This window comes from Streptomyces sp. NPDC055103 (assembly GCF_053607625.1).
This window is the reverse complement of record NZ_JBSGTX010000069.1, coordinates 23,763-47,569: the sequence shown is the minus strand read 5'-3', so window position 1 is coordinate 47,569 and position 23,807 is coordinate 23,763. Positions and strand designations below refer to the sequence as shown.

Here is a 23,807-nt window from a genome sequence, read left to right as displayed (position 1 = left end):
CCATCAACACCCTGCGCCGGACCGGGCGACGGAACATCGCCGCCGGCCTCCGGCACCTCTCCTACCAGCCACACGTCCGGCCCCTCGACCTCATCTGCCTGCCCTGACCAGCGCAACTACAAGATCATGCGACTTTGCAACAGCCCTGGCTGGGTGGGGCTCAGCCGTTATGACGGTTGATGAAGTGGGTGGCGTCGTAGGACCAGGCGCCGGCGGTGGTGGTGGACCAGCTGACCTTGACGGGGTCGAAGGTGGCGTCGGGCTTGGTGAGCCAGGTGAACATCTTCACGGTGCCGTTGGTGTAGCCGTACATGGCGCCGATGTCGTCGCGGCCGTCGCCGTTGTAGTCGCCGACGACCGTCTTCATGGACGTGTACGTCATGCTGCCGGCGGCGAGGGTGAGCGCGGCGCGCGGTGCGACGAAGAGGACGTAGGCGATGTCGCGGCCGTCGGCGTAGTCGAACCAGAAGGGGATGTCGTCGCGGCCGTCGGCGTCGAAGTCGCCGGAGTGGACGTTGGTGGCGGCCCAGTCGCCCGACGTGTCGTGGACGAATCCGGCGAAGGGGGCGGCGTATCCGCCGTTCGGCTGGGCGAGGAACGTCCACACCTTGATGGCGCCGCCGGCGTAGTCGTAGAACACGGCGATGTCGTCGCGGCCGTCACCGTTGTAGTCGCCGGTCACGGTCTTGCCCATGGCGCGGGTCCAGGTGGTGGAGGTCCAGCTCTTGACCGGGGTGCCGAAGCCGCCTTGGGCGTTGGCGACGAAGGTGAACAGGGCGTCGCTGGTGTCGGAGTACTCGTACCAGGCGATGACGTCGTCGCGTCCGTCGCCGTTGGCGTCACCGGAGTGCGGCACGGCGCGTTCCCACTGCCAGGAGGTGACCGGACCGGTCCAGGTGGCGAACGGGGCCTGGAACGCTCCGTTGGTCTTGCCGAGGAACGTCCAGAGCTTGGTCTCGGTGGCGTACCGGTTCATGACACCCTGACCGGCTCCTGCGCCCTGAAGACGTTGGCGTCGTGCGGGCCGCGTCGGTCACCGTCACCGGGCGCGTTCCCGTACCGCCCATGCGATGTACAGGCGGCGTACGGCGCGTGCGGTGGGGAGCTGGGAGAGCGCGGCGGGCGGTTGGCTCGGTGATCGGTTCGATGGCCAGGAGGGAGGGTTTCCACTCCAGGGCCGGGTGGTGGTGCCTTGGCGAGTCCTTCGCTGTCGAGGACGAGGGTGCCGCCGGGAACTGAAGTGACCCTCTCCGACCGGGCGGTCTGGCTGAGCGTGGGCGCCGACACCGTTTCCTCCTCCCCGCCGCAGCCGGACAGTTGTGCAGATGGGTCTGCGTGCCGGAACGCTACTCGCGTCCACTGCGGTCATGCAAGGCATCGATGAAAGTTTTCATTCTGATCATCAGTTACGCATTGCAAGTGCGTGGATCCGGCGTAGATTCGCTCGCGCCGTTCCCGGTGGTCCGCCTTGTCGCGGCCACCCGTCGGGCGGATGCCGACCGGTCATGCCGAGCCGCTGACCTGCGAAGCGTCACGGGATCCGGCATGTCGGGGCGGAGTGTTCGGGCTTGGGTGCTCGGCCCGTGGGTGGCCGGGGTCGGCGCGATCGAACCGGACGCAACTATTGACAGCGCCCTCGGTGAAGTACTCAATAGGCGACACAGTTCAACGTCTTCCAACATGGTCTGGCGATGAAAGGACGCCACCCCGCACCGCCCGCCGTGTGAGACAGCGTCGGCAAGCCCGCCCGAGCGACCCGCCGTCGCGAGCTCGGGTGACCTCTCCGGGGTACCCCCGGCCGTGCTTCGCCATCGACGCGATCACGGCGATCTCGTACCGCACCCCCGTCGGCAGGGCCGGATCCGCTCCGCCGCGCCTGGGCCGGCTCTGCCCTGCCCGGGTCGTCCGGGCCGTCGACGGCTGCCGGGAGCCCTTTGTCCTGGCGTCTCTCGCACCTCACCAGATGGACGGTCGAGCTCGACCGCGCTCGACCGCGCTCGGAACACGGAAACCCCCACACGAAAGGATCGACCGCACATGCGTCGCATTGCTTGTGCACTTTCCGCCGTACTGGCATCGGTTGCCACCGCCGTCGCCCTTCCCCCCGCGCCCGCGGCGGCGGTGGCGACGGCGGAGCCGTACGTGATCGAAGTCGAGAGGATGGCGCTGACCAACTTCACGACATCCACCGTCAACCACACCTGGAACGGTGCGCCGGTCGACAACGTCACCTATGCCCAAGGCGTGGCAGGCCAGACGAGCACGGCCAGAACGACCTTCACCGGCCCCGACGGAACCTACGACCTCATCACGCGCTACAACGGCAAGACCGCGAACGGAGTGACGTACAGGCTCTCCGTCAACTCCACCTCCGTGGATTCGTGGGCGACGTCCCAGCGGTGGGGCGGCGACTACACCGATCCGATGAACATCGACACCCGTACGTCGAGCGAAGTCACGCTCAAGGCCGGTGACACCATCGAGCTGACGGCTGTGTCCGCCGGCGAGGTGCCGCGCGTCGACAGCATCACGGTCCAGGAACACGTGGGGCCGCCGACCAGCACGCTGACCATCGATTCGCCGAACGCCACACTGAACAACGGTTTCAACTGGGGCAAGAACCGGGCCCTGGGGATGACGTTCTACCCGGGAAACCCGATGATGGGGCACGAAGCCGAGTGGTGGCGCCTCAAGAACGCCACGCACGCCACGGTGGAGCCGGGCTACTGGGGCGCCTACACCAACCGGGAGTCCTACTACAACCGGGACATCTCCCACCAGTCGGACGGCGCGCACGCGCTCGGCCTCGACGCCGAGACGCTCCACATGATGAAGACGTTCGCCGGCGATGCCGACGATCCGGGCCAGAAGGGCTGGCCGCTGTGGGCGCACAGCTCCTACGGCGCTATGTACTACATCGACGGCACGGGCTTCCGGGAACTGCCCTCGCCGTTCAACGTGATGGCCAAGGCGTACAAGCAGTACCAGTGGACGGGCGACTCGGACTGGATCAACGACCCGGCCCTTTCCGCGTACTACGACTCGACCATGGGTTCGTTCCTGACCGACCACGAGGTGACGTGGAACGACGCGGACCCGTCCAGCGAGCAGCCGGCGGCGAAGAAGCAGTCCGGGGAGTACTCGGCGACGTTCTTCGAGTTCGCGAACGAGAACCTCGTCTCCGCCGCCGATTCGCTCGGGTACCAGTACCAGTCGATGCTGGCGTACGCGGAGATCCTCAAGACGAAGGGCGACAACGCCAACAGCGCGAAGTGGGCCGATCGCGCTCAGCGGGTGCGCGACCACTTCGAGGCGAAGTGGTGGGACGCCTCGAACAACCGGTACATCCGCGGCAAGGACGCCACGGGCAAGGGCTACAGCAGCTGGGGCCACGAGGCCAGCTTCCTGATGATGCTGACGGGCCTGGGCGACCACGGCCCCAGAACCAGCGGGTATCTGGACTTCATCGCCGCCAACGATGACGACCTGAACGTCGAGGCCACCTCCTACCTGCCGGAGATGTACTACCAGTACAACCGGTCCGCGGAGGGCTGGTCGTGGCTCAAGAAGCTCATGACCGGCAAGAACAGTTACCCGGAGATCTCGTTCCTGGCGGTCAGCAACACCATCGACGGCATGATGGGGGTGCAGCCGGACGCTCCGAACGGGAAACTGGCCACCGTCCCGCGGCTGACGTCCGAGACGCCGTGGGTGGAGATCGACCACCTCAAGGTCGGAGGCAACGACCTGAAGCTCAAGCACACCGGCACGACGAGCTCGACGCTGACCAACAACTCCGGCGCTACCGTCAACTGGGAGGCCCAGTTCTACGGAACCCACGCCACGGTCAACGTGAACGGCACCGAGCACCCGGCACGGACCAAGTCGCTGTACGGCCAGACGGTGTCCTACGTGACCGTGCCGCTGGCAGGCGGCGCGTCCGCGACCGCGACCGCCGGGACCGCGGGGGGCGATGTCACGGCCCCCACCGCGCCGGCCGACCTCACAGCGAGCAATGTGACGTCGAGCAGCGTGGAGCTGAACTGGAAGGCGTCGACCGACAACGTCGGTGTGACCGGCTACAACATCTACCGCGGCACCACGCTCGTCGGCACGTCGACGGGCACGACCTTCACCGCGACCGGGCTGTCGCCCTCGACGCCGTACACGTTCACGGTGAGGGCGGTCGACGCCGCGGAGAACTACTCCGCGGCCAGCGACACCGCCGCGGTCACCACCACCGCGGGCGGCCCGACGGTCGACCTGAGCGATCTGACCTGGACCGACGCCAGCAGCGACTTCGGCACCGTTCAGAAGGACAGGAGCGTCGGGTCGAACCCCATCAAGTTGAACGGCACCACGTACGCCAAGGGCATCGGTACGCACGCCAACGGCACCGTCACGTACGCCTTGAACGGTGCTTACGCGCGGTTCCGGTCGGATGTGGGTGTGGATGACGAGGTCGGTGCGAACGCGACGGTCAGGTTCGAGGTGTGGGGTGACGGGGTCAAGCTGTACGGGAGCCCGGCGGTGATGACGCCGTCGAGCGCGACCCAGTCCATCGACGTCAGCGTCGCCGGGGTGAAGTCGCTGGTGTTGAAGGTGACGGACGCGGGCGACGGCATCAACAGCGACCACGCCGACTGGGCCGGGGCCAAGCTCATCGGGAACGCCCCGGCGCCGACGTCCCTCAGCGAACTGGACTGGACGGGTACTCCCACGATCGGGTGGGGTGCCGTTCAGAAGGACAGGAGCGTCGGGTCGAACCCCATCAAGTTGAACGGCACCACGTACGCCAAGGGCATCGGTACGCACGCCGACAGCACCGTCACGTACGCCTTGAACGGTGCTTACGCGCGGTTCCGGTCGGATGTGGGTGTGGATGACGAGGTCGGTGCGAACGCGACGGTCAGGTTCGAGGTGTGGGGTGACGGGGTCAAGTTGTACGGGAGCCCGGCGGTGATGACGCCGTCGAGCGCGACCCAGTCCATCGACGTCAGCGTCGCCGGGGTGAAGTCGCTGGTGTTGAAGGTGACGGACGCGGGCGACGGCATCAACAGCGACCACGCCGACTGGGCCGGGGCCACACTGGTGAGGTAGCGCCGACACCTGAGCCGGCGGGGAGCCTCACGGGCGACCCGCCGGCTTGGGCGTTGCGCCCCGCGCCCGATCCGGATTCCTGCCCGAACCCTTGGGAGTCTCGTGAATTCGACAGACCACACCACCGCACCGCCTCCGCTGGAGCTGGCTGACGGCCGTCCCGCCGCCGCTGCCTGGTCGCTCGACCCGTCGGTCAGGCACCTGAACCACGGGTCGTTCGGAGCGGTGCCGCTGCTGGCTCAGGAAGAGCAGAGCCGGCTTCGCCGGCGGATGGACGCCTCACCTGTGGAGTGGTTTCCCGCGCTACCCCGGCAGGTGGCAGCCGCACGGAGCGCGATCGCCCGCTTTCTGCGGGTGGCGGTGGACGACCTCGCTCTCGTGCCCAATGCCAGCGCCGGTGCGAGCGTCGTCTACGCCGGTGTCCCCGAACGACCCGGTGGCGACATCGTGGTCACCGATCACGGCTATGGCGCCGTGACCATGGGGGCCGAGCGCCTGGCCCGGCGCTGGGGCGGCCTGGTCCGCACGGCACGGGTACCGCTCGACGCCGACGCCGACACGGCTTACGCGCGGGTCATCGGGACGCTGAGTGAGAAGACCGGGCTCATCGTCCTCGATCACATCACCTCGGCGACGGCGCGTTGGATGCCGGTGGCGCGGATCGCCGCCGAAGCGCGCAGGCGGGGCATCCCGATCCTCGTGGACGGGGCGCATGTGCCGGGACTGGCCGACGACCCCCTCGCCGACCTCCAGTGCGACTTCTGGGTCGGCAATCTCCACAAGTTCGGCTGCGCCCCGCGGGGCACGGCGGCGCTCGTCGCGCGCACCGAACTGCGTGACCGTCTTCACCCGCTGATCGACTCATGGGGCGCTCCCGAGCCCTTCCCCGACCGGTTCGACACCCAGGGGACCGTCGATGCCACCAGCTACCTCGCCGCGCCCGCCGCCCTCGGCTTCATCGAGGACACCTGGGGATGGGGGAAGGCCCGCACGTACATGTGCGAGCTGGCCGACCACGCGGAGCGGATCATCGCCGTGGCGTTCTCGGACCTGACCGGTCAGGACTGCCGCGTGGATGTGGGGATGCCGGTCGGTGCCATGCGGTTGGTGCGGCTGCCCGCGCCGTTGGCCGCCACCCGCGCCGAGGCCGACGCGCTACGCGACCGGGTCGGGCGGGAGCTGGGTGTCGCCGCGGCCTTCACCAGCTTCGGAGGCGTCGGCTATCTGCGCCTTTCGACGCACGTGTACAACACGGCTGCCGATTTCGAGTACTTCGCCGAGCGTTGCGTTCCCGTGCTCGGGGCATGGTCCCGCGCCAGCGAGCGGGAGTGAGGGGACGGGTGGGAGCCTCCGCCCCCGCCTAGGAGCGGGGGCGGAGGCGGAGGCTGTCCGGCCTCAGCCGACCTCGGCGGTCACCGTCCGGCCCGGCTGCACGGAGATGTCGGCGAAGGTGTACGTCGTTCCGTCGACGACCTTGGTCCTGACCGGCCGGGCCGTACCGTCCACCGTGACCGACGAGCGTCGGCCGGGGAAGCGGGCTTCCCACGTGTACGCGGAGGGCCCGCTGTTGGTCAGGGTCGACTTCGTGGATCCGTCATGGCGCAGCGCGAACGTCTGGCCGCCGATCTCCAGTTGGTCGATCTTCAGCCAGTCCATGCCTGCCGGCAGGCGGGACTGCGTGGTGAGTCGGTGGTGGGGGGCGTCGGGCTCGACGCCCAAGAGGCCCTTCACCGTCTGGTCGACCAGGGTGTACGAGACCTCCGGGTAGTCGCCGTTGGGTCCCTGCCGGGACACCGGGTGCTGCACGTCGCGCTGGTCGTAGACGTGGTTCATCCACTTCCACGCGGTGTCGTTGCGGTTGTGGGCGAAGAAGGTGTCGGGCAGGTACGAGATCGCCTCTATGTTGGCCGGCTTGCCGCTTCCGCTCGCCTGCTGGTCGACGTAGTCGAGGTAGGCGTCGTTGCGTGCTCCGGGGGCGATGAGCCGCTTCATGGGCATGAACCAGCTGTTCTCCTTGCCCCAGCCGGTGAGCGCCTGGCCGTCGACGGTGTAGCCCCGGACCATGGACTCACCGGAGCCGGTGCCGCTCCAGGTCGAGTTGAAGTACTCCTTGAGATCGGCGGCCTTCTCGGTGAAGTCGGCGGCCAGTGCGCTGTCGCCCTTGCCTTCCGCGAGGGCCGCCATGGCCAGGTACGCCTGGTACTGGGAGGCGATGGCGTCGCCCGACTCGGCGAGTCGTTCCTCGCCGACTTCGTTGTAGCTCGCGGCTCCGGCGAAGATGCCGTCGCCCGTGCCCTCGGCGACGCCGTTGGGCTTCTGGCCGTCGTGGAGCGCGATGAACTCCTTGGTCGTGTGCCGGTAGAAGTCCCACAGGACCGGGTCGTCCAGATACGCGGGGTCGCCGCTCCAGCGGTAGGCCTCATGGGCCTTCTCCACCAGCTCGAAGGGGGCGGGGACCTCGCGTACGTAGCTGTTGGGGTTGCGGTAGTCGATCGACAGGTAGGTCTTGTTGTCGAAGTTGACGGCCCACACGGGGAAGTACTTGTGCTTGGCCGTGGACGAGGCGGCGAAGGCCCGCAGCATGCTCTTGTTCTCGGCGTGCAGGCCGAGCACGGCCGCGCCGCCGAGCTGGTGGACCATGTCGCGCGAGTAGTAGGCGCTGCGGTGGGCGTAGCCCGCCCAGTAGGACGGGCCGTAGGTGGCGGTGCCGGAGCCCGAGGGGTAGCGCTCGTCGACGTTCAGTGGGCCCACGGTGCCCGGCAGTTGGACCCAGCTGTTGGCCTTGCGCTTCGCCCAGCCGAACATCTCGACGACCTTCGGATCGGACGAGGTCACGACCGGGTCGGCGGGGGCGGCTGGTGAGATCATGACATCGTCGGCGTTGACCCAGCCGTCGCCGGATTCGAAGGCCGTCTCGAGCTGGTCGCCGGCCCTCAGCTCCACCCGGCTGATCGTGTAGCGGGCATATGTGGAGCGGCTCGGCAGGCTCACCGCGCCGACGGTGGCGCCGTTGACCCGGACGACGAACGTCGCTCCGGGGCCGCCGGTGGCGATCCAGGCGGAGAAGTCGTACATGCCGGGGCCGTTGGCGGTGACCGTCTGCGAGACCCGTCTGCCCGCTCCCGCGTCCAGGTAGACCAGCTTGGTGCCGCCGTGCGGGAAGTTGGAGGCGACGCCTGTGCCCGGGGTGAAGGTCCAGCCGGTGGATCCCTGCTCGAATCCGGGGTTCGCGATGGTCAGCAGGGGCTGGCCCGCCGCGGCGGCCTGGCCGCCCAAGGCCCACGGGGTGAGCGGGGCGAGCAGGGCCATGGCCGCGACGAGGGCCAGGCGTGTGGGTCGAGTGCGTCTCATGAGCTCTCCGGGCTAGCGGGCCGGTACGGGTGGCCGGACGCTAACAGTGCCCTTCAAGGCCCTGCAAGGCTCCTGCAAGGTTTCCATGCTGGATCGAGCAGCAAATTTTCAATGAAGTATTGCAAGTTCGATGGGGGGATGGTTAACGTCGCCACTCGTCAGTCTGGCGCTCGCCGGCTTGGCCCTTCGATCCGCGAGGCAAGGGGTTGTGTCATGGGCATGAACCGTCGCAATGTTCTGCGGGCAGGCGGCATACTCGCCGCCGGTGCCGGCCTGGGAGGCCTCACCGCCTGCTCCGGCACGGGTGTCACGGGCAAGGGGGGCGGCGCGTCCGGCGACCCGGCGAAGGGAGACATCGAGGTCTGGAGCTGGGCGGGCCCGGCCGCCGAGATGAAGGCGCTCGTACCGGCGTTCAACAAGCAGTACCCGGACATCAAGGTCACCGTCCAGGACATCGGCAACCCGGCCATCTGGGACAAGATCACCACAGGACTCGCGGCCGGCGGAGCCGGACTCGCCGACGTGCTCCACATCGGCGTCGACTACCTGCCGGGCTACGTCGAGAAGTTCCCGGGCGGCCTCGCCGACCTGAGCAAGCTCGGCGCGGACACCTACAAGGACGCCTTCGCCAGGGGCCTGTGGCAGACCGTCTCGTCCAAGGGCGGCCGGGTGAACGCCCTGCCCTGGGAGGCCAACTCCGCCGGCTTCTACTACCGGGCCGACGTCTTCGAGGACGCGGACGTCGACGTCCACGCGATCGACACCTGGGACGACGCCGTCGAGGCCGGCAAGCAGATCAAGGCCAGGACGGGGAAGTACCTTCTCGGGATCGACAAGCCCGCCTCCCAAGCCGACTCCGCGAACTTCTTCCAGATGCTCCTGCAGCTGCAGGGCGCCTTCTACTTCAACCTGGACGGCGAGATCACGCTCGACTCGCCCGAAGCCGTCAAGGCGATGACGATCATCAAGCGGATGAACGACGCCGGTCTCGTGAGCGACGTCTCCGGCGGATGGAACGCGCTGATCAGCTCCATCAAGAAGGGCACCGCCGCCGTACTGCCCATGCCCACGTGGTTCGGCGGCATCATCGAGGAGACCGTCCCCGGCGAGGCCGGCAAATGGGGTGTGCGCCTGCCCCCGGCCGTCCGCCGCGGCGGCCTCACCAGTGCCACCGTCAACTCGACCCACCTCGCCGTGTCCGGCACCAGCAAGCACCAGGCCGCGGCCTGGAGATTCGCCGAGTTCATCCTCACCCGCCCGGAGAACCAGGTGAAGATCTACAAGGAGAAGGGCATCGCGCCCGCCCTGATGAAGGCCTACGACGACCCGGTCTTCCACGCCGAGTCGACGTTCTTCAGCGGCCAGAAGAAGGGCGAGGTCTTCCTCGACGCGCTGAAGGCGGACTCGCCGGCGTTCAACTACACCGCCGACTACGCCCGCGCCCTCAAGGCCACCACCGACGCCCAGACGAAGGTGCTCCTCAACGGCGCCGACCCCGCCAAGGCGCTGCGCGAGGCCGCCGATCAGCTCGCCCGGCAGACCGGCCGCAAGAAGGCATGATGACCGCCCTCACCTCGCCGGCCGGCACGAAGCCGCGGACGGGCGCGGCCGAGAGGACGCGCCCGCCGCGGTTCACCGCCCGGCGCCTGGCCCCGTACGCCTTCGTCCTGCCCGCGCTGCTGCTCTTCGCCGCGTTCAAGATCTACCCGATCGGCCAGTCCTTCGTCCTCAGCCTCTACAAGACGGTCGGGGGTGCCGACACCTTCGTCGGCGCCGACAACTACGCCCGGCTGCTCGACGACCCGCTGTTCTGGACCGCGCTGCGGAACACCGGAGTGATCCTCGCCGTCCAGGTACCGGTGATGCTGGTGCTCGCCACCGGACTGGCCGTCGCCTTCGACTCGGCGCTGCTGCGCGGCCGCTCGGTGTTCCGGCTCGGGTTCTTCCTGCCGATGATCACCGGCCTGGTGGCGTACGGCCTCATCTTCTCGGTCCTGCTCAACGAGAAGTACGGGCTGGTGAACTGGCTGCTGGGACTGGCGGAGATCGGCGAGGTGCCATGGCTCGTCGACCCGCTGTGGGCGAAGGTCTCCCTGGGCCTGGCCCTCACCTGGCACTACACCGGCTACAACGCGGTGATCCTGCTCGCACGGCTGCAGTCCATCCCCACGGAGCTGTACGACGCGGCCTCCGTCGACGGCGCCGGTGCGTGGAAGTCCTTCCTGCACGTGACGCTTCCGGGACTGCGACCGGCGATCCTGCTCACCACGGTGCTGTCCACCATCGGCACCCTGCAGATCTTCGACGAGCCCTACATCCTCACCCGCGGCGGACCGGACAACGCCACCCTCACCATCGGCGTGTACCTGTACCAGAACGCCTTCGTGTACTTCGACTTCGGCTACGCCTCGGCCATCGCCTACGCCCTCGCCGTACTGATCGGCATCCTCGGGCTGATCCAGTTCCGCGTCCTGGGAGACAGGAAATGACCACCGACACGACCGGAACCGTCAGAGCCACGGGCCGCGACACACGCCCACGGCGCAGCCGTGGCAGCAGCATCATGCTGACCTCAGGCCTGGCGATCGCTCTCGCCGTGGTCGTCATCCCCTTCTACTGGCTCGTCATCGCCAGCACCCACAGCTCCCAGGAGATCTTCGACTCCCCGCCACCGCTGCTCCCCGGCGGACACCTCGCGGAGAACCTCTCCCACCTGCAGGAGACGGCGTCCTTCGGCCGCGTCGTGCTGAACTCGCTGGGCATCGCCCTCATTTACACGCTGAGTGCGGGAGCGGTGTGCACACTGGCCGGCTACGCCTTCGCCACGTACCGCTTCAAGGGCCGCGATCCACTGTTCGGCCTGCTGATGCTGGGCCTTGTCATCCCGGCCCAGGTCACCCTGGTGCCGCTGTTCAAGCTGATGGCCGAGCTGCAGTGGCTCAACACCTACCAGGCCGTGATCATGCCCAACCTCGCCCTGCCCTTCGGGATCTTCCTGATGCGGCAGTCCATGGCGGCGCTCCCCGACGAACTCCTCGACTCGGGCCGCATGGACGGCTGCGGAGAGCTCCGGCTCTTCGTCAAGGTCGTCCTCCCGCCGATGAAGCCGGCGCTGGCAGCCCTGGGCATCTTCCTCTTCCTCTACCAGTGGAACGACTTCATCTGGCCCCTGATCGTGCTGCGCGACGGAGCGTCGTACACCATCCCGGTGGCACTCGCCTCCCTGCAAGGAGTGGACGACACCGACTACGGCGCCATCCTCACCGGAACGGCCGTCGCCGCGATCCCCATGGCCGTCGTATTCCTCGCCCTGCAACGCCATTTCGTCTCCGGCCTGCTCGCCGGAGCCGTCAAGGAGTGATGTGAGCACCCTGACCCACGAGGCCGTCACCACCGCCGAACTCGCGCCGACTACGTACGAGCCGCTGCTCGACACCGTCGAGATGGCCGTCCTCGCTCCCGGAACCGAACCGACATGGACGCTGTCCGAGCTCCCGGACGGCCTGCGGATGCTCCACATCGACGCCGGCGGCGCACCCGTCGAGATCCGGTTGTCCCTCCCCCTGGGTGACGCGACCGGTTACTGGCACCCCAAGGCCGGCTGGACGCGCACCATCGTCCCCGACTGGGCGGGGCGATCCACCGTCAGTCTCGTCGACGGGTTCGCCACGGGATGCCTGTACGACCACTCCGGTGCGACCATGCTCACCTTCGCGGCAACCGACCCGGTGCCCGAGGTCCGGCTTCGCTTCGGGGTGTCCGAGGAGAACGACACCTACGTCGTGCACCTCGAACTGCCTGCGGCCCCGGACCCGCACCGCATCCTGTTCGTGCCGCGCCGCCCCTCGGTCGCCTCGGCGCTGGGAGCCCTGCGCGACTGGTTCGCGGCCGGGACGCGGGCCATGCCCGTCCCGGAATCGGCCCGACTGCCCGTCTACTCCACCTGGTACGCCTTCAACCAGCAGGTGGACGCCGCCTCCGTCGAGCGGCAGGCCGAACTCGCCACCGACGTGGGCTGCGGAGTGCTCATCCTCGACGACGGCTGGCAGCACCTGGGCAGCGGGCGTGGCTACGCCGGCTGCGGTGACTGGAAGGCCGACCCCGCGAAGTTCCCCGACTTCACCGGGCACGTCGACCGCGTGCGCCGTACCGGCCTGCGATACATGGCCTGGATCGCCCCGCTGCTGCTCGGCCCCGAGGCGGACTGTTACGACCAGTGGGCAACCTGCGCACCGGTCGCGGCGACCGTACCCGGGGCATACGTCCTCGATCCACGCCGGCCCGAGGTGCGGGCCCACGTGGTCGACACATGTGTGTCCCTCGTTCGCGACCACGGGCTCGACGGCCTCAAGATCGACTTCCTGGACGAGGCCATGGTGTACGCCGGCGGGGGCGACGACATCGGGCAGACCCTGACCCTGCTGCTCACCGAACTGCGGTCCGCGCTGGAAGCGGAACGTTCCGAGCTCCTGCTCGAACTCCGGCAGCCGTACGTCGGCCCCGGCATGGTGCCGTTCGGCAACATGCTGCGGTCGTTCGACTGCCCGGGCGACGCCGCTGCCAACCGGGTGCGCACGATCGACACGGCCTTGCTCGCCGTGGGCGGAGCCGTACACTCCGACCCGCTGCTGTGGAGCACGGCAGGCCCCGTGGAAGCCGCGGCGCGGCAGCTCGTCGGGGCCCTGCATTCGGTACCGCAGATCTCCGTCCGGCTCGACAGGCTGCCGCCCGACCACATCGAGGCGCTGCGCTTCTGGCTGGCGCAGTGGCGGCGGCTGCGCCCGCAGCTGCTCGACGGAACCGTGCGGCCCGGCCGCCCCGACGACCTGTACACCCTGGTGCGTGCCGAGGCGGACGGGGTGAGCGTGCTGGCCGTGCACGGCGAGCGCGCGGTGCGTGTCCGGCCTGCGGAGTCCAGGGAAACGGTTCTGGTCAATGCCTCGGACGTGGACCGTCTCGTGCTGGACGTCGAGGGCGCCGCAGCGTATACGGAAATCGCGGTCCATACATGTGACGGCCGTATGATCGAGCGGAGCCGGACAACCCTCCACCCCGGGCTGCAGAGCCTTTCCGTTCCGCGGATGGGGTTGGCACTGGTCAGGAGCATCGGATGAACCTCATGTCGAAAGGGGACCTGTGAAGGTCGGCATCGTCGACATCGCGGCTCGCGCGGGAGTGAGTGAGGCGACGGTCAGCCGGGTGATCAACCGGCGGCAGGGGGTGGCGAAGAGGACGCGGGACGCGGTCGAGAGCGCCATGGCCGAGCTCGGTTACGAACGCCCGGTACAGGGCCAGCTGGTCGCCGTCGTCACCGAACGCGTCTCGAATCCGTTCTTCGCCGACGTCGCCGAGCGCATCGAGTCCTCGCTCGCCCCGCACGGGCTGAAGACCGTGCTCTGTCCGGCGTTCCCCGGCGGTGTGCAGGAGCCCGAGTTCATCACGTCCATCGTCGACAAGGGCATCGCGGCCGTGGTCTTCCTCTCCGCGTCCAACACGCTGGACGGCGCCGACACCGACGCGTACGAACTGCTCCGTGCCCGCCGTATTCCGTACATCGGCGTCAACGGCGAGTTCGCCGACGGGGTGCCCGCCCCCGTCTTCACCACGGACGACGCGCTCGCGGCGGAGCTGGCCGTCGACCATCTGTACCGGCTCGGCCACCGCAGGATCGGCATGGCCTCGGGGCCGACGGGCAACCGGCCCGCCGAACGGCGGGTACGCGGCTTCGTGGAAGCGATGAGCAGGCGCGGTGTCGAGGACGCCGAGCAGTGGGTGATCCGCCAGTCGTACACCGTGGAGGGCGGTCAGGCCGCCGCCGCGTCCCTGCTTGGCCTGGGCGCCACCGCGGTCGTGGCGGCGAGTGACTACATGGCCCTCGGCGCGATTCGCGGAATCCGCCGCCAGGGGTACTCCGTGCCTGGCGATGTCTCGGTCGTCGGCTATGACGGGACGATGATCACCGAGTTCCTCGACCCGCCCCTGACGACGGTGCGGCAGCCCACGGATCGCCTGGCACTGGAGGTCGGGCGGAGCATCCTGGAACTCGTCAGCAACCGGGACGTACCGACCGGAGAGCTCCTCTTCGACCCGGAACTGGTGATCCGAGCCTCAACCGGTCCGGCCCCGGGGGCGTGAGCGGGCGCCGCTCCGTCGCCGGAGATGGCCCGGGCTGACGACACCGACCGGGCAGCCGTCCTCACCCATCGGATGCTGCTGTGTGTCCCCACAGTTGCAGGTCCACATCGTGCCCTCCGGCCTGGGCGTCGCGCGTTTCGCGGGAAGCCGTGTGGCGGTGCGGGAGCCGGCCGTGCGCGGCTTCGGCGTGGATCACCACGTAGGCTTCGATGTCACCGCCCGAGCCGTCGATGACGGTCTCGCCCACGCCCCGGGAGAACAACCCCCTGAGCCGACTGCGCCGGGTGGCGGCGATGACGGTCTGGGTGGCGTTGACCTGTCGGCGGCTCACCGATCAGGGCGAGCTGTTCGGGGTGCTCCGCCGGGGCGAGGCCGATCCGGGCCGAGGGCCTCCGACTTCGGACGGGACACAGCCATCGCCCGGTCCTGCCGACTTGGGTCAGAGCGCTCCCGTGATCAGGCCCAGGCCACCCGCCGTCGAGACGCTGAGCACGGCCGTCCGGAGCAGCGCCGACGGCAGTCGCCGTGCGATGAGCACGCCGCAGGCCGTTCCGGCGACCAGTGCGGAGAGTTCCTCGGCTCCGGGCGCGACGAAGCCCAGAAGCAGGGCCGTCACCAGGTTCTGCACGATGAAGAAGGCGCTGAGGCTCCCGCGTGTGGTCGCCGCGTCCCACTCGGCGTTCGCCGCGTAAAGGCCGATCGGTGGGCCGCCGACGCCGCCGACGACATTGAGCAGAGCGCTGCCGGCGCCCGCGGCCAGCGCACCGTGACGGCCGCTCATCCAACGTGAGCGCACTCCGGAGGCCAGCAGCGCCACGGCGGCGAGGACGCCCGCGCCGGCGATCACCGCCAGCCAGCGGGTGCTCATGCCGCGGAACGCGAAGGCGAACAACGGTGTGCACACCACCGTGGGCACCAGGAGACGGATCACGTCGACGACGCGGGTGTGGCGTCTGTCGCGCGCGAGCGGCAGTACCGAGGCCAGTGCCGCAAGTACGACGGTGGAAGCGACACCCTCATGCGGCCCGAGGCAGACCACCATGAGGGGTGCCGCGATCAGGGAGAAGCCCATTCCGGTGGCGCTCTGGGCCACCGCACCGGCGAAGACGCCGATCAGGGCGAGCAGGTGCGGGGAGGTGAGCAGGTCCCGCGTCATCGGACCGCCTGCCGGTCGAGCGCGCAGCGGCGCTGGAAGGCCAGCGCCACGCCCATGAGAGCGGCGGGCACGACGCAGAAGCCCAGCAGCATGGCGGTGAGCGTGGAGTGGGACTGTGCTGTCGGGTGCCCCTGGGTCGTGGCGACGAAGCCGCCGAGAGAGAGGATCGCGGCATACACGTACGGACCGAGGGCGGACGCGCTCGCGTCGGCCGCCGTCCACATACCCGTGTACGCGCCCGCATGGGCGGAGCCGCGTGCTTCAGCGGCGGCCACCGCGTCCGGAACCATCGAGAAGGCGAGCAGTTGCAGCCCGGCGAACGCGACGCCCATCGCCACGATCAGGCCCAGCGTCGCGAACGGGCCTACGGTGCGTCCCGCGAGCAGCGCGAGCGCTCCGCCCATGAAGATGCCCTGCGAGAGCAGCAGCCCGCGCTGCTTGCCGATCCGGCGTGACACCCACATCCAGCCAGGGCCGGCGACCACGGCGGGGGCGAGGAAGCCTGCCATGAACACCGGGGTGAGGCGGCCGTTCCCGAGGACGTACGCGGTGTAGAAGGGCACGGCCGCGAGAAAGAGGTGAGTGGTGGTCCCGGTGAACAGGTACGACAGCACCAGGGCCCGGAAGTCGCGATCCCGCCACACGATGGAGGTTCCCGTCGCTGCCGAGCGAGGTCGCTCGTCCGGGATGCGGAAACCGCAACGGTCGGTCAGCCGCCGCACGCCTGCCACGGCGACGACGCAGGTCAGCGCCATGGATGCGGCCAGTACCACGGCCATGCGCGAGTAGCCGTCGCGGTCGGCGGCGGACGACACCAGCGCGGGCGCGGCCACGCCCGCGCCGAGCAGACCGAGGGTGAGGAAGAGCATCCGGAACATCAGAACGCGCGTGCGCTCGTGATAGCCGATCGGCAGATCGGACGGTGTGGCGAGGTAGGGCACCTGGAAGGAGGCGAAGAGCAGGTTGCCGGTGACGAACCAGACACCGACCCAGATCGCGGCCGGCGCGCCGGAGAGGCCGTCGGGGACCGTGAACATCGCGATCATGGCGGCCCCCAGCAGCAGGCCCAGGCGCAGCAGGCCTCGGCGATGCCCGTCCCGACGTGCCTGGCGGTCGGAGAGCGCGCCGAGCAGCGGGTGGACGATCACGTCGAGGATCTTCGGCACGAGCAGGGTCAATCCGGCCAGGAAGGGCGGGACGCCGAGGGTGTTCGTGAGGAAGTAGAGCAGCAGCAGGCCTGGAACCGTGACCCACACGCCCATGCCCAGTGATCCGGCGGCATACCGGGTGAGGTCACCGGCCGCGGCTCGCGGGGACGAGTCGGGCTGCGCGGGGGGCACGGCCACGGGCGGGTCGGGTGTCGCCTTCATGAGGCCGCCTTGTGACGCGCTGTCACGCCCGCGGCCAGTTCCGCTCCGTCGAAGGCACCGGAGCGCACGCGCCGGGCCAGCGTGCGCGAGACGATGCGGTCGGTCAGCCACGGCAGGTGGCGGGCGAGGAAGAACTCGACCGCCCCCTTGCGTGTGGTCGTCACATCCCGGCGCGCCTGGCGGACGAGTGCCGCGCGCAGGACCGCCTCGACCACGCCGTCGAGAGGCTCGTAGGTGCTCATGCCCTCGAGGGAGAGCCCGGCGGCGGCGGTGGAGTCGTGGATCGGGCTGCGCACGGCGGACGGGTAGACGCAGGTGACGCCGACATGGGTGCCGACTTCGAGCCGCAGGGCATCGGCGTACGCCACGAGCGCCCGCTTGGACGCGCCGTAGGCCGCGGCCAGCGGCAACTGCAGGACGGCCATGCGAGATGCGAGCATGACGACCCGTCCGCGGGAGCCCAGCAGGGCGTCCATACAGGCGGCGGTCACCCGCCAGGTGCCGAGCAGGTTGATCTCGATCTGGCGGCGGACCTCGGCACCGGGGGCCAGTTCGGCCGGGGCCGGTCCGCCGATCCCGGCGTTGTTGATCAGGAGGTCGAGGCCGCCGAGGGTGTCGAGCGCGGCGGTCACCGCGGACCGGACGCTGCGGTCGTCGGTGATGTCGCACGCCAGGACCTGCACCGGGTCGCCGGGACCGGGGCGGAGATCGAGTCCGACGACGTGCGCGCCGAGGTCGCTGAGGCGGGCGCAGACCGCCCGGCCGATGGTGCCCGAGGCGCCGGTGACGATGACGCGCAGTCCGTCCGCGTCACGCAGTCCGCGGCGCCGGGCGGCCGGGGCGGTGCGGTGCTCGGTGTGCTTCGTGGCGGTCATGCGGAGGTCCGTTCGTCGTTGGCCGGGCTGAACGCAAGGGCGTCACCGTGGGCGAGCCGGGCGCGCCCCGCCTTGATCTCGCGCGGCAGGTCGGCGAGGTAGTCGTCGAAGTCGATGCGCATCATCGGCCGCCGGTCGTGGCCCCAGCGGTCGGTGGCGGCCCTCAGGGCACGGTCCACCGCGCGGCGCCGCTCCTCGGCCGGGGGCAGGGCGTATGTCCCGCCGAGGTAGGCGGCGGCCAGTTTGGCCTGGGCCTCCACCACGGGCAGCGCGGCGCCTGTGGACTGCATGAGCCCCACGAAGGCCAGGCTGGGCTCGTCCAGGTGGAAGACGCGCTTGTACAACGGCAGGCTCTCGGGGTCGTCGCCCACCCAGGCGGGTGCCAGGAACGGGATGGTCACCCGATAGCCGGTGGCCCAGACGATCACGTCGACGCCGTCGCTGGTGCCGTCCGAGAAGACCACGCGATCACCGTCGAGGCGCTCGATGCCGGGCCGTGCCACCACCTTGCCGTGGGTGAGGCGGTGCAGGACGGTGTCGCTGATGGTGGGGTGGTTCTGCAGAAGCCCCCCGCTGGGGGCGGGGAGTCCGTAGCGCTGCGGGGTGCCCACGGCCAGACGGAGCATGGCTTCGGCGATCCGCTGGCGCAGGCGCCACGGCAGCACCGCCAAGGCGCCGCCGGTGGCGTCCGACGGCCGACCGAAGAGGTACTTCGGCACGATGTGGACGCCGTGCCTGGCCGAGAGCAGGACCGGGCCCCGCGCGACGTACGACGCGTCGACGGCGATGTCCATCGCGGAGTTGCCCATGCCGACCACCAGGACCCGCCGGTCGCGGAAGGTGTCGGCGGTGCGGTACTCGTGCGCATGGAGCTGGGTGCCGTCGAAGCGGCCCGGGTAGCCGGGCTCGGGCCGACGCGGTTGCCAGTTGTGGCCGTTGGCGATGACGACGGCGTCGTACCTGTCGGTCTCACCGGTCTCGGTGGTCACCGCCCACGTGCCCGCCGCGCGGTCGCGTTCGACACCGACCACGGTGCTGCGGAAGCGGATGCGGGGGGTGAGGCCGAAGGCGGCCGCGTAGTCGGACAGGTAACCGGCCACGTGGTCGGCCGACGGGTAGTCCGGCCATGTGCCGGGCATCGGGAAGTCGGCGAACTGCGTGCGCCCCTTGCTCGTGTTGAGGTGCAGTGAGGCGTAGGCCGGTGACAGGCCGCTGGAGTTGTCCCTGGCCCACAGCCCGCCGGGGCGATCGCCCTTCTCGTAGGCGACGACGGTGAGCCCGGCGTCGAGCAGGGCTTTGACCGCTGCCAGGCCGGACGCCCCGGCGCCGATCACGGCGACGCGGGCGGGCGGGGCGGGGAGAATCGGCGTCATGGTGCTTCCTTCTCGGAGCCGGCGGGGACGGGCGACCCGGCGTCCGTGCGGCGGAACCGGGGGCGGGGCGGGTGGGTCAGAGCGTGGCGGCGCGGTCGAGGCGGCGGGCCATCAGGCGTGCGTAGCCCCGGGGCGAGACGCGGTTGGCCCACCACGCGAGCTTGGCCGTCGTACCGACCAGAACCAGGTCCTTGCCGGTGGCCACGGCCCGGACGACCTCGCGGGCGACGGTGTCGGACGTGATCTCGAGGCCGGTCGTAGGGCGCCGCACGTCGGCGGCGCGCGGCGCCTCGGTCATCCCGCCCGCCACGAAGGTCGGGTGCACCAGGGTCACCGAGATCCCTTGCGGGGCGAGTTCCGGCCGCAACGCGGTGAACAGGCCGGTGACGGCGTGCTTGGCCCCCACATAGGCCGGGCGGCCGAGGACGGGGGCGAAGCCCGCCACGGAGCCGATCACCACGATCCGCCCGCGGGTGCGGACGAGTTCCGGCAGTGCGGCCCGGGTACAGATCAGCGCCCCGTGGTAGTTGACCTCCATGACCCGGCGGTAGGTGGCGGCGTCGTGGTCGAGCAGCCCGCCGATCGCCGAGATGCCGGCATTGTTGACCAGTACGTCGATCCGCCCGTGGCGGGCGGTGATCCGCGCGAACGCTTCCCGCACCTGCTCCTCGTCGGTGATGTCGCAGCCGATGAGGCTGTCGTCGCCGGACGGGAGCACACCGGGCAGGTCCAGGCCCACCACGGTGTGTCCCGCCTCCTCGAACCTCCCCATCAGGGCACTGCCGATTCCGCCCACGGCACCGGTGACGACGGTGACTGCGGTCATGTACGTTCCTCTCTCGGGCTCTCTGGGGCGGGCTCTCACGGGGCTCCCGGCAGTTCCGGGCGCACCGCTCGACGGGCACCGCCGACCGGGAGCCGGGTGCCGAATTCTCGTTGTGGAGCCATGCGGAACGGCGCGGTGCGGTTCAGGGACGGGTCCGCGCGTCCTGCGGCGCCCGCCAAGGCCTGTCCCGGCCGATCGGCCATGCCGCCATGCCGCCGTGCCGCGTTGTGCTGGGAGCCAACCGTAGATGCTGCGAGCGGCAGGCAGAATGGCGGCGGGCACGGATTTCGAGGGGCCGGTTGTGCCGCACCACAAGGAGTGGGCACTATCGGGGGATGCGCCGAGGGCACGACTGGACCACTGTGATCGACCTCATCGAGCGGGTCGTCGGCGAGGAGGACCTGCTGGCCTCCTCCGTGGCGAGCGTCCGTGCGACGGTGCCGGAGATCGCGCAGCTCACGTCCGCCGACATCGCCGGACACACCCGCGCCCTGCTCGTCGCGGCGACCCGGGCGCTGGAAGCCCGACGCGGCCCGACACCGGCGGAAATGTCGTTCGTCGAGGAGCTCGCCGTGGCGCGAGCCCGGCAGGGCGTGCCGGTCGAGGCGGTGCTGCGGGCGATCCACGTGGCCGAACGTGCCATCTGGTCCCGGGCACGGGAGGTAGCCGCGGCCGACGGCGTCCCAGCCGAGTTGCTCCTCGACGCGCGCGAGCTCTTCGGCGACTGGGCGGAATCGGTGCGTGCCCGGCTGATCGCCGCCCACCGAACGGCCCGGGCCGAGCAGACCCCGCGTGAGAGCGAGCGGGCCACCGTGTTGTTGCGGCGCCTCCTCGCAGGCGGATCGGCGGCGGTCCTGGCGGCCGCGGAAGCCGGCCTGCCGGTCACCCGCGGCCTGTGGGTCCTGGTCTCGCGGCCCGCCGAGGCGGCCCTGGGCCTGCAGCGCTCCCTGTCCGACCATCCCCCGGTGCTGTCCGCGGTCCACGACGGTCTGCTCACCGCGATCCTCGCTCAGTCCCCGGCAGCCCTGCCATTCCCCACCGGGACCACGGCGGGCGTCGCCGGTCCGGCCGATCCCGAGGGCCTCGCGGCCGCGCAGCGGCTCGCGGTCGCCGCACTGACCGCAGCGCAGTCCGGGGGGCGAACCGGCGTCATCCACATCGCCGACGTCGCCACCCTGGCCGCGGTCGCGGACCGGGCCGACCTGGCCGCCGTGCTCCTGGCCCGTCACCGGTCGGCCTGGAGTGAACTCGGACCTGGTGCCGCACCGGTCGCCGAAGCGGTCAGCGCCTGGCTGGAGGCGAACCGGGAGGCGGCGCCGGCCGCGCAGCGGCTCTTCGTCCACCCGAACACAGTGCGCAACCGGCTGCAGCGCTTCGCCGACGTCACCGGGATCGACCCGCACACCACCTTCGGCGCCGTGGACGCGTGGTGGCTATGCCGCGCCTGGCTCGCCCAGGCCTGAGACGGAGAGCGGGCGCCGCCGTCCAGGGCACGCACGGTGCTGCGTGTGCCCTGGCGTACGGTGCCTCGTTCACGGCTGCGTCCGCCGTACGGCCGCGGCTGCCGTACGGCGGTGACAGCGATCCGGGGGCAGGGATGGCCTCAACTGCCCCGCTGCTCGATCTGCGTACGCACGTACCAGCACGGTGCGGTGCCGGAAAGACCCGTCCGGCACCGCACACCCGGGTTCAGTACCGCAGGCCGGCCCCGAAGGGGAAGAGGGGGTTCGGGCTCTCCTGGGGGACGTCCGGGCGGCCCTGCGTCACCTCCCGCATCGACCGAGGCAGTTGGAACGGACAGCTTGCCCTCGGGGCGGGCGCGGCCGAACAGGACGTCCAGCAGGGCCGCGTCCCCGGTTCCGTAGACGGTGAGCAGCGCGGCGGCGGGGCCTGGCACTCAGGCGTGTTTCATGCGCACCGCTGGAAGCCCGCCCTGGACGGAGCCAACGCCGCCGGTCTCACCAAGCGTCCGCGCATCCACGACCTTCGCCACAGCCATGCTTCCTGGCTCATCGCCGGCAAGGTCCCGCTGCCCGTGATCCAGGCCCGCCTCGGCCACGAGTCGATCACGACGACCGTCGACCGGTACGGACACCTCCTGGAGTCCTCGGACGACGAGGTCGTGGCGGCCGTCGAGTGGGCCTGGGCGCTGCGATCCCGCAGGCTGTCGCCGAGGCGGCTTGAAGGCGTGCCAGGAACGTTCCTCGTCGGGCTCTCTGAGCTGGAGGGTTCCGGGTCGATCCGCCGCCGGTCATGAACGACCACCTTGGGATGGGGCCTGGCCTCGCGAGCGGGGATTGGCGTGTCGTGTCCGCGTGGTACGCGGTGCGGGAGGAATCGGCGAGCACGGCTCTTCGCGCACTCGTTTGGCCAGCCCGTTCCGGGTTACTCGCAGATCAGAAGGATTCACCGGAGTAGATGGGAGAGGGTCATGGCTGTGCCGATTTTCCGTGGCAGTGCCCTGCAGCGGCACCGTCCACCATGGGGAGACCAAGATCCGTTCCGCGATTTCGAGAACGCATGGAGCGAGATGGGCCGGTTCCTGGAGCGGTCCACGATTCCAACGGCTGCAGGCGGCGCCTGGATGCCGATGGTCGAGGAGCAGGAAGAGGACGACACGTACGTCGTACGGGCCGAGCTGCCGGGTGTCCCCGCCGAGAACGTGGACATCGAACTGGAAGGCAACGAGCTGCTCATCAGCGGCGAGCTCACCGAGGAGAGCCGCGGCACCGTGCTGAGTCGCCGCAGCGGAAAGTTCTCCTACCGCACCACGCTCCCGTCGGCGGTGGACAGCGACAGCATCGACGCCGACCTGAGCGACGGCATCCTCACCGTACGCATCCCGAAGGCAGCGGAGGCGAAGCGTCGCAGGATCGAGATCGGACAGCACAAGCAGATCACCGGCGAAACCGCCTAGCCAGTCCTCGGTACCCGTGTAGCCGGTCTCTGCTACCAGTGCTCGGACCCGGTGGTCAGCTTGGCTCCGGGTCCGGCTGCTCCTTGTACGTCCTGCTCCAGGAGGTGCCGCATCGGCAGCTGTACTCCTCGATCAGGTCGCCGCTCTCTGACACCGCGATGCCTTGACGGACACGGACGTGTATGTGCTGGCTCACTGGGGGACACCGTGGTTCTTCGGGGCGGGTGGCGGGGAACCGCCTTCGCTGCGAGCATAAGCCGCCAAGCTCGACAAATGCCATCCTCCCGGCCGTGAGTGATCAGCGCCGACCGACCCGCTGATCACTCACGGCCCCTGCGCAACGGCTCCGCTCCCGCCATTCCCTCTCCCCCCCCTACGCTCGACACATGACCGAGAACGAGATCCAGCTCAAAGCCATCGCGGCACTCACCGCTCTGCGCGGCGGGGTCGGAGCGGACTACGTCTCCGACCTTCTCGGCGAGGTCATCCCGACGGCATTCCTCGTCCCCGACACCGACGATCCTGCCGCGGTCGGTTCCGCTGTGCTCGACCAGCTCTCCGAGCCGCTGAGTGCCTTGATCAACGGATTCGTCCTAGCCTTCGAGCAGGTGGCCGACGCCTATGACCAGACCGGGCCCGATACGCCCACCGAGGCGATCCTGCAGGCCCTCGCGCTGGACATCGCACGCGACCCGGACTGACCC

The 23,807-nt window shown here is 69.9% G+C and carries 19 protein-coding genes; 11 read left to right on the top strand and 8 right to left on the bottom strand.

Annotation, left to right across the window (positions count from 1 at the left end):
- Nucleotides 1–160 precede the first annotated feature (160 nt).
- On the bottom strand, nt 161–976 hold the full coding sequence (locus tag ACWFR1_RS32420) for an FG-GAP repeat domain-containing protein (protein WP_453557553.1): 816 nt from the start codon (nt 974–976) through the stop codon (nt 161–163).
- 1,061 nt (nt 977–2,037) lie between these two features.
- On the opposite strand from ACWFR1_RS32420, the gene ACWFR1_RS32415 reads away from it, so the two are divergent.
- Both ACWFR1_RS32415 and ACWFR1_RS32410 read left to right on the top strand, forming a co-directional pair.
- Nucleotides 2,038–5,100, top strand: a complete 3,063-nt coding sequence (locus tag ACWFR1_RS32415; protein WP_453557551.1) for an NPCBM/NEW2 domain-containing protein — start codon at nt 2,038–2,040, stop codon at nt 5,098–5,100.
- A gap of 102 nt (nt 5,101–5,202) precedes the next feature.
- Nucleotides 5,203–6,432, top strand: a complete 1,230-nt coding sequence (locus ACWFR1_RS32410) for an aminotransferase class V-fold PLP-dependent enzyme (protein WP_453557549.1) — start codon at nt 5,203–5,205, stop codon at nt 6,430–6,432.
- A gap of 63 nt (nt 6,433–6,495) precedes the next feature.
- On the opposite strand, the gene ACWFR1_RS32405 is transcribed toward ACWFR1_RS32410, so the two are convergent.
- Nucleotides 6,496–8,451: a hypothetical protein gene (locus ACWFR1_RS32405; RefSeq protein ID WP_453557547.1), complete on the bottom strand. Its 1,956-nt coding sequence runs from the start codon at nt 8,449–8,451 to the stop codon at nt 6,496–6,498.
- Nucleotides 8,452–8,664: 213 nt separating this feature from the next.
- On the opposite strand from ACWFR1_RS32405, the gene ACWFR1_RS32400 reads away from it, so the two are divergent.
- From ACWFR1_RS32400 to ACWFR1_RS32380, 5 genes are read left to right on the top strand one after another with little or no spacing between them, the layout of a single operon-like run.
- Entirely contained in the window at nt 8,665–10,011 is a 1,347-nt protein-coding gene (locus tag ACWFR1_RS32400; RefSeq protein ID WP_453557545.1) for an ABC transporter substrate-binding protein, read from the top strand.
- A complete protein-coding gene (locus ACWFR1_RS32395) occupies nt 10,011–10,940 on the top strand; it encodes a carbohydrate ABC transporter permease (protein ID WP_453557563.1) in 930 nt (309 codons plus the stop codon). Before ACWFR1_RS32400 ends, ACWFR1_RS32395 begins: the two co-directional genes overlap by 1 nt.
- Nucleotides 10,937–11,812 (top strand): carbohydrate ABC transporter permease, encoded by an 876-nt coding sequence (locus tag ACWFR1_RS32390; RefSeq protein ID WP_453557543.1) that lies wholly within the window; start codon nt 10,937–10,939, stop codon nt 11,810–11,812. The genes ACWFR1_RS32395 and ACWFR1_RS32390 overlap by 4 nt, the downstream gene beginning before the upstream one ends.
- Before the next feature lies 1 nt (nt 11,813).
- Entirely contained in the window at nt 11,814–13,565 is a 1,752-nt protein-coding gene (locus ACWFR1_RS32385) for a glycoside hydrolase family 36 protein (RefSeq protein ID WP_453557541.1), read from the top strand.
- A 22-nt stretch (nt 13,566–13,587) separates the two neighbouring features.
- A complete protein-coding gene (locus ACWFR1_RS32380) occupies nt 13,588–14,586 on the top strand; it encodes a LacI family DNA-binding transcriptional regulator (protein WP_453557539.1) in 999 nt (332 codons plus the stop codon).
- A 61-nt stretch (nt 14,587–14,647) separates the two neighbouring features.
- Here ACWFR1_RS32380 and ACWFR1_RS32375 read toward each other — a convergent pair whose 3' ends face one another.
- The 6 genes from ACWFR1_RS32375 to ACWFR1_RS32350 all read right to left on the bottom strand — a co-directional run bounded on the left by ACWFR1_RS32375 (nt 14,648) and on the right by ACWFR1_RS32350 (nt 20,186).
- Entirely contained in the window at nt 14,648–14,917 is a 270-nt protein-coding gene (locus ACWFR1_RS32375) for a hypothetical protein (RefSeq protein ID WP_453557537.1), read from the bottom strand.
- A 108-nt stretch (nt 14,918–15,025) separates the two neighbouring features.
- Complete coding sequence (locus ACWFR1_RS32370; RefSeq protein ID WP_453557535.1) at nt 15,026–15,742, bottom strand: TSUP family transporter; 717 nt, start codon at nt 15,740–15,742, stop codon at nt 15,026–15,028.
- Nucleotides 15,739–17,112: an MFS transporter gene (locus tag ACWFR1_RS32365; RefSeq protein ID WP_453557533.1), complete on the bottom strand. Its 1,374-nt coding sequence runs from the start codon at nt 17,110–17,112 to the stop codon at nt 15,739–15,741. The genes ACWFR1_RS32370 and ACWFR1_RS32365 overlap by 4 nt, the downstream gene beginning before the upstream one ends.
- Nucleotides 17,109–17,987 (bottom strand): SDR family NAD(P)-dependent oxidoreductase, encoded by an 879-nt coding sequence (locus tag ACWFR1_RS32360; protein ID WP_453557531.1) that lies wholly within the window; start codon nt 17,985–17,987, stop codon nt 17,109–17,111. Before ACWFR1_RS32360 ends, ACWFR1_RS32365 begins: the two co-directional genes overlap by 4 nt.
- The gene (locus ACWFR1_RS32355) at nt 17,984–19,360 is read right to left on the bottom strand and encodes a flavin-containing monooxygenase (RefSeq protein ID WP_453557529.1); all 1,377 of its coding nucleotides are present in this window, start codon (nt 19,358–19,360) and stop codon (nt 17,984–17,986) included. Before ACWFR1_RS32355 ends, ACWFR1_RS32360 begins: the two co-directional genes overlap by 4 nt.
- Nucleotides 19,361–19,436: 76 nt before the next feature.
- A complete protein-coding gene (locus ACWFR1_RS32350; protein ID WP_453557527.1) occupies nt 19,437–20,186 on the bottom strand; it encodes an SDR family NAD(P)-dependent oxidoreductase in 750 nt (249 codons plus the stop codon).
- Nucleotides 20,187–20,521: 335 nt separating this feature from the next.
- On the opposite strand from ACWFR1_RS32350, the gene ACWFR1_RS32345 reads away from it, so the two are divergent.
- The 4 genes from ACWFR1_RS32345 to ACWFR1_RS32330 all read left to right on the top strand — a co-directional run bounded on the left by ACWFR1_RS32345 (nt 20,522) and on the right by ACWFR1_RS32330 (nt 23,804).
- Nucleotides 20,522–21,649 (top strand): helix-turn-helix domain-containing protein, encoded by a 1,128-nt coding sequence (locus ACWFR1_RS32345; protein ID WP_453557525.1) that lies wholly within the window; start codon nt 20,522–20,524, stop codon nt 21,647–21,649.
- Between the two features lie 440 nt (nt 21,650–22,089).
- Entirely contained in the window at nt 22,090–22,443 is a 354-nt protein-coding gene (locus ACWFR1_RS32340; protein ID WP_453557523.1) for a tyrosine-type recombinase/integrase, read from the top strand.
- Between the two features lie 327 nt (nt 22,444–22,770).
- Nucleotides 22,771–23,103, top strand: coding sequence for an Hsp20/alpha crystallin family protein (locus tag ACWFR1_RS32335; RefSeq protein ID WP_453557521.1), 333 nt, complete (start codon nt 22,771–22,773; stop codon nt 23,101–23,103).
- Nucleotides 23,104–23,489: 386 nt separating this feature from the next.
- Nucleotides 23,490–23,804 carry a hypothetical protein gene (locus ACWFR1_RS32330; protein ID WP_453557519.1) on the top strand — a complete coding sequence of 105 codons (315 nt, stop codon included), beginning with the start codon at nt 23,490–23,492 and terminating at the stop codon, nt 23,802–23,804.
- The last annotated feature ends 3 nt before the right edge of the window (nt 23,805–23,807 follow it).

Coding starts and splice junctions, on each gene's coding strand:
- ACWFR1_RS32405 (WP_453557547.1), bottom strand. CDS start 8,451: ATGAGACGCACTCGACCCACACGCCTGGCCCTCGTCGCGGCCATGGCC.
- ACWFR1_RS32350 (WP_453557527.1), bottom strand. CDS start 20,186: ATGACCGCAGTCACCGTCGTCACCGGTGCCGTGGGCGGAATCGGCAGT.
- ACWFR1_RS32395 (WP_453557563.1), top strand. CDS start 10,011: ATGACCGCCCTCACCTCGCCGGCCGGCACGAAGCCGCGGACGGGCGCG.
- ACWFR1_RS32420 (WP_453557553.1), bottom strand. CDS start 976: ATGAACCGGTACGCCACCGAGACCAAGCTCTGGACGTTCCTCGGCAAG.
- ACWFR1_RS32370 (WP_453557535.1), bottom strand. CDS start 15,742: ATGACGCGGGACCTGCTCACCTCCCCGCACCTGCTCGCCCTGATCGGC.
- ACWFR1_RS32400 (WP_453557545.1), top strand. CDS start 8,665: ATGGGCATGAACCGTCGCAATGTTCTGCGGGCAGGCGGCATACTCGCC.
- ACWFR1_RS32335 (WP_453557521.1), top strand. CDS start 22,771: ATGCCGATGGTCGAGGAGCAGGAAGAGGACGACACGTACGTCGTACGG.
- ACWFR1_RS32330 (WP_453557519.1), top strand. CDS start 23,490: ATGACCGAGAACGAGATCCAGCTCAAAGCCATCGCGGCACTCACCGCT.
- ACWFR1_RS32365 (WP_453557533.1), bottom strand. CDS start 17,112: ATGAAGGCGACACCCGACCCGCCCGTGGCCGTGCCCCCCGCGCAGCCC.
- ACWFR1_RS32415 (WP_453557551.1), top strand. CDS start 2,038: ATGCGTCGCATTGCTTGTGCACTTTCCGCCGTACTGGCATCGGTTGCC.
- ACWFR1_RS32360 (WP_453557531.1), bottom strand. CDS start 17,987: ATGACCGCCACGAAGCACACCGAGCACCGCACCGCCCCGGCCGCCCGG.
- ACWFR1_RS32390 (WP_453557543.1), top strand. CDS start 10,937: ATGACCACCGACACGACCGGAACCGTCAGAGCCACGGGCCGCGACACA.
- ACWFR1_RS32345 (WP_453557525.1), top strand. CDS start 20,522: ATGCGCCGAGGGCACGACTGGACCACTGTGATCGACCTCATCGAGCGG.
- ACWFR1_RS32355 (WP_453557529.1), bottom strand. CDS start 19,360: ATGACGCCGATTCTCCCCGCCCCGCCCGCCCGCGTCGCCGTGATCGGC.